The 4,041-nt window shown below is 26.1% G+C and carries 5 protein-coding genes; all 5 read right to left on the reverse strand.

Annotated elements, in window-relative coordinates; all coding sequences use genetic code 11:
* Positions 1 to 28: 28 nt before the first annotated feature.
* Entirely contained in the window at positions 29 to 526 is a 498-nt protein-coding gene (locus CSGHG_RS17325) for a DUF4446 family protein (RefSeq protein WP_010298297.1), read from the reverse strand.
* 39 nt (positions 527 to 565) lie between these two features.
* Positions 566 to 1,426, reverse strand: a complete 861-nt coding sequence (locus CSGHG_RS17330) for a ParB/RepB/Spo0J family partition protein (protein WP_010298301.1) — start codon at positions 1,424 to 1,426, stop codon at positions 566 to 568.
* Positions 1,427 to 1,430: 4 nt separating this feature from the next.
* Positions 1,431 to 2,201 (reverse strand): ParA family protein, encoded by a 771-nt coding sequence (locus tag CSGHG_RS17335; protein ID WP_010298305.1) that lies wholly within the window; start codon positions 2,199 to 2,201, stop codon positions 1,431 to 1,433.
* 542 nt (positions 2,202 to 2,743) lie between these two features.
* Positions 2,744 to 3,523, reverse strand: coding sequence for a nucleoid occlusion protein (noc, locus tag CSGHG_RS17340; RefSeq protein ID WP_010298310.1), 780 nt, complete (start codon positions 3,521 to 3,523; stop codon positions 2,744 to 2,746).
* A gap of 69 nt (positions 3,524 to 3,592) precedes the next feature.
* Positions 3,593 to 4,041, reverse strand: a 449-nt coding sequence (locus tag CSGHG_RS21270; RefSeq protein WP_010298313.1) for a 16S rRNA (guanine(527)-N(7))-methyltransferase RsmG, incomplete at its 5' end; no start/stop codon positions are given.

Below are 4,041 nucleotides of genomic sequence, written 5' to 3' on the forward strand. Positions count from 1 at the left end.
TGTTTCACGTGAAACATTTTGTTTTTTATTATTTATTAATTGCTTCGTGTAAAGCTCTTTCTTCTTCTTCTGATAAATCATATCTTGATATACCTTTATCTATAGGCTTTGCATATGTAGTACTTTCATTTCTACCATATATACTTGTTAATAATACTCCATCATTATTTGCATCTAAAAGTGCAATTGAATAACTTAAGTCACTGCCTACATCTTCAAAAGCCTTATATCTAATAATTGAAAACTTTTGAATACAATTGTTTGTTAAAGCCTGTGTGTTTTTACAAATTTCTTTGATTTCATTATTGTTATTTTTAACTTCATCAATAGTGTCTAAATATTTTAATATTAACTCTTCTAAGTTCTTATTATTAGAACCTCTCATCAAACGTCTGTATTTTTTTTCTAAACGATTTAGACTTGATAATGTTACTATTAATACAATAAAGAATACTGCTAGCACAACCAAAAGTGCTATAGTAATATATGCACTATATTGGTTTATGATGTTAAATATTTGAGTCATAGTTTTCTTCCTTTCTTTAAAATTGTTTCATGTGAAACATTATAAACTGAATAGTTCTATTATTCTTTGAAGCTCATCCTCCGAATAATACTCTATTTCTATTTTTCCTTTATTTTTACTCTTATGGCTTATATTTACTTTGGTATCAAAATAATCTTCTAATTTTTTTTCAATATCCTTGTAATAAGGATTCTTTTCTTTTTTCTTTTCAGAAGTATTTTCTTCTTTATTTTTTAGTAATTCTTTTATTAATGTTTCTGTTTCCCTAACATTTAGTTCATTATCTATAACTTTTTGAGAAACTTCATATTGAACATCATTGTCAGTTATGGCCAATACAGCTCTACCATGACCTTCTGACAATACACCTTCAATTATATATTGCTGAACTCTATTATCTAGATTTAATAATCTTAAACAATTAGCTATAGCACTTCTAGATTTACAAATTTTCTTACTTATATCTTCTTGTGTTAATCTAAAATCGCTCATAAGTTTTTTATAAGCTATAGCTTCTTCTATTGGATTTAAATCCTCTCTAACAATATTTTCTATAAGGGATATTTCTAAAACCTGCTCATCTGTTAAATCTTTTATTACTGCTGGAATATCTTTCATTCCAACTTGCTTAGCAGCTCTCCATCTTCTTTCCCCTGCTACTATAATATATGTTTCATTTTCTTTTCTTAATATTATTGGTTGAATTACTCCATGCTGCCTTATAGACTCTGATAACTCTAAAATCTTTTGGTCGTCAAAGGCTTTTCTCGGCTGATTTTTATCTGGTTTTATTAAATTCATAGATATTTTAACTACAGATTCTTCAATTGTTTTTTCTTCTACAATTTGGTCTGGAATCAGAGCACTTAGCCCTTTACCTAAAGCCATTTTTTTTGCCATTTTTTTATTCCCTCCTCTGTCTTTCTAAAAATTCTTTAGATAAATTATAAAAAGCATCTGCTCCCTTACATTTATCATCATATAAAATTATAGGAAGGCCAAAACTAGGTGATTCTGCTAACCTAATATTTCTTGGTATAGCAGTATTATAAACAGAGTTTTTAAAAAAATTCTTAACTTCTGAAACAACTTCATTTCCTAATTTCGTTCTGGCATCGTACATACTTAAGATTACACCTTCAATTTCTATATCTTTATTTAAAGATTTTTTTATTAAGTCATAAGTGTTTATAAGCTGACCTACACCTTCAAGTGCATAAAATTCACACTGAATAGGAATTAAAACACTATTAGATGCAGTAAGCGCATTTATAGTTAACATTCCTAGTGAAGGAGGACAATCTATAAATACATAATCAAATTTATCTTCTAAAGCTTTTAATTTATTTTTTAATATAAATTCCCTATTTTTTTTATCTATAAGTTCTACTTCAGCACCGGCTAAAGTAACGTTGGATGGGACTATATAAAAATTTTCTACTAAATCAATTTTTTTTATAGCCTCTTCTATTTTTATATCTGTAGTTAAAACATCATAAGTTGAAAATTCTATTTTGCTTTTATCAATTCCTAGTCCACTAGTTGTGTTCCCTTGAGGGTCAATGTCTATAGCCAATATTTTATACCCTTGCATAGCCAAACATGAACATAAGTTTATGTTTATAGTTGTTTTTCCAACTCCACCTTTCTGATTAAAAACACATATAGTTTTCATCATAAAATCCCCCATTCTTTTATTATATTAGATTATCTAATCAATAATATTTTAACTTTTATATAGGGAAAAAATCTTAACCTTAAATTACTTATCAAATATTAGTATGGTATTAATCTTAAATTTTCTTACTTGATAAATTTATAAACTCAAAATTTATTTTAGAACCCTACATTATTATTTAAAATTTCAAATTAGAATTATTCTGTTATTATGTTAGATAAACTATTTATCATTTCCCCTAAAAACAAACTAGTTATCTAGATTAAATTTAACTTCTAACTTATATAATTTTAAATTTTTATTTTCCATATTTAATTAAATAATAAATTTAATTTGTTATATATACCTAATTATATATTGATATATTTATCAATTAAAGTCCTATTTGAAATTTTTATCATTTAAAATATATTTTATCCTATTATTGTCTATATATAAGTTAACAATTACACTTTTTGATACTAATTTTCATATTTTTACACTTATTTATAATAAAAAGACTTATTGATTTCCAATAAGTCTTTGTTTCACGTGAAACATTATTTTTTCTTTATAGTTATAGTAACTTGAATACTATCATCTAGTTCTTTTGATCTATAATTAGCCTTTATGCCATATTTATCAAAAACTTGTTTTATTGTATTAACATATATTTTTGAATTAAATACACCTTTAATTCTTTTCTTTCCATCTGCAGCTATTTCTTGATGCGATATTCTTAATAGTTCTCTATCTATCAATTGTTCTGTTTTACTTACATTTAACCCTTTATTTATTACTTCATTAATAACTGATTTTTGTAATTCAAGTGTTGGAAGTTTTAACAATGCTCTTGCATGTCTTTCTGTTAACTTGTTTTCTATTATTAAATCAATTAATTCTTTATCTAATTTTAGTATTCTTAATTTATTAGCTATAGTTGATTGCTTTTTTCCTATTGCTTTAGCTAATTGATCCTGAGTATATTCATGTTCTTGTATCAAATTATAATATGCTACTGCCTCTTCGAAAAAATTTAAGTCTTCTCTTTGTAAGTTCTCTAAAAGAGCTATTGCTGCTGACTCTTTATCGTTTATTTCAACAATTATAACTGGAACTTCCAAAAGCCCTGCATGTTTAGCTGCTCTTAGTCTTCTTTCTCCAGCTATTAGCTCATATGTATCATTAAAACTTTTCCTTACAGTAAGAGGTTGTATTATGCCATAAGTTTTTATTGATTGAGCTAATTCTTCTATTGCCTCTTCATTAAAAACTTGTCTTGGTTGATATTTATTAGGCATTATTAACTCTGTAGAAACGTTTATTACATTTTTTTCCATAAATAAACCCATCCCTTTATATTTTTCTTTAATCTAGTCCTCACATATATATTATACCATAATTTTACATTATTTTAATGGATTTTTTGTTACCATTCCTGCTTTTCTAGGATATTTTTTAGGTGTTTCTTTAATTTTCTTTATTACAACTAAGTTATGTTTAAGGTCGCTACCTTCAATATCAACATTCTCTATACGTTCAACTCTTCCGCCTAATATTGAAATAGCCTTTTTAGCATCTGTTAATTCCTCATCAATAGCTGGTCCCTTTAATGCAACAAAATATCCTCCAACTTTTAAATAAGGTATGCAAAATTCACTTAACACTGTAAGATTAGCTACAGCTCTTGAAACTACAGCATCAAACCCTTCTCTATAGTTTGGGTCCTTAGCATAATCTTCAGCTCTTCCATGCATAGTATTAACATTTTCTAATCCTAATTGGTTAACAACTTCATTTAAGAAGTTTATTCTTTTATTTAATGAATCTAAAAGATACATTTCACATTCTGGATTTA

This window comes from Clostridium senegalense JC122, assembly GCF_000285575.1.
GTDB classification, from domain to species: Bacteria; Bacillota; Clostridia; order Clostridiales; family Clostridiaceae; genus Clostridium_J; species Clostridium_J senegalense.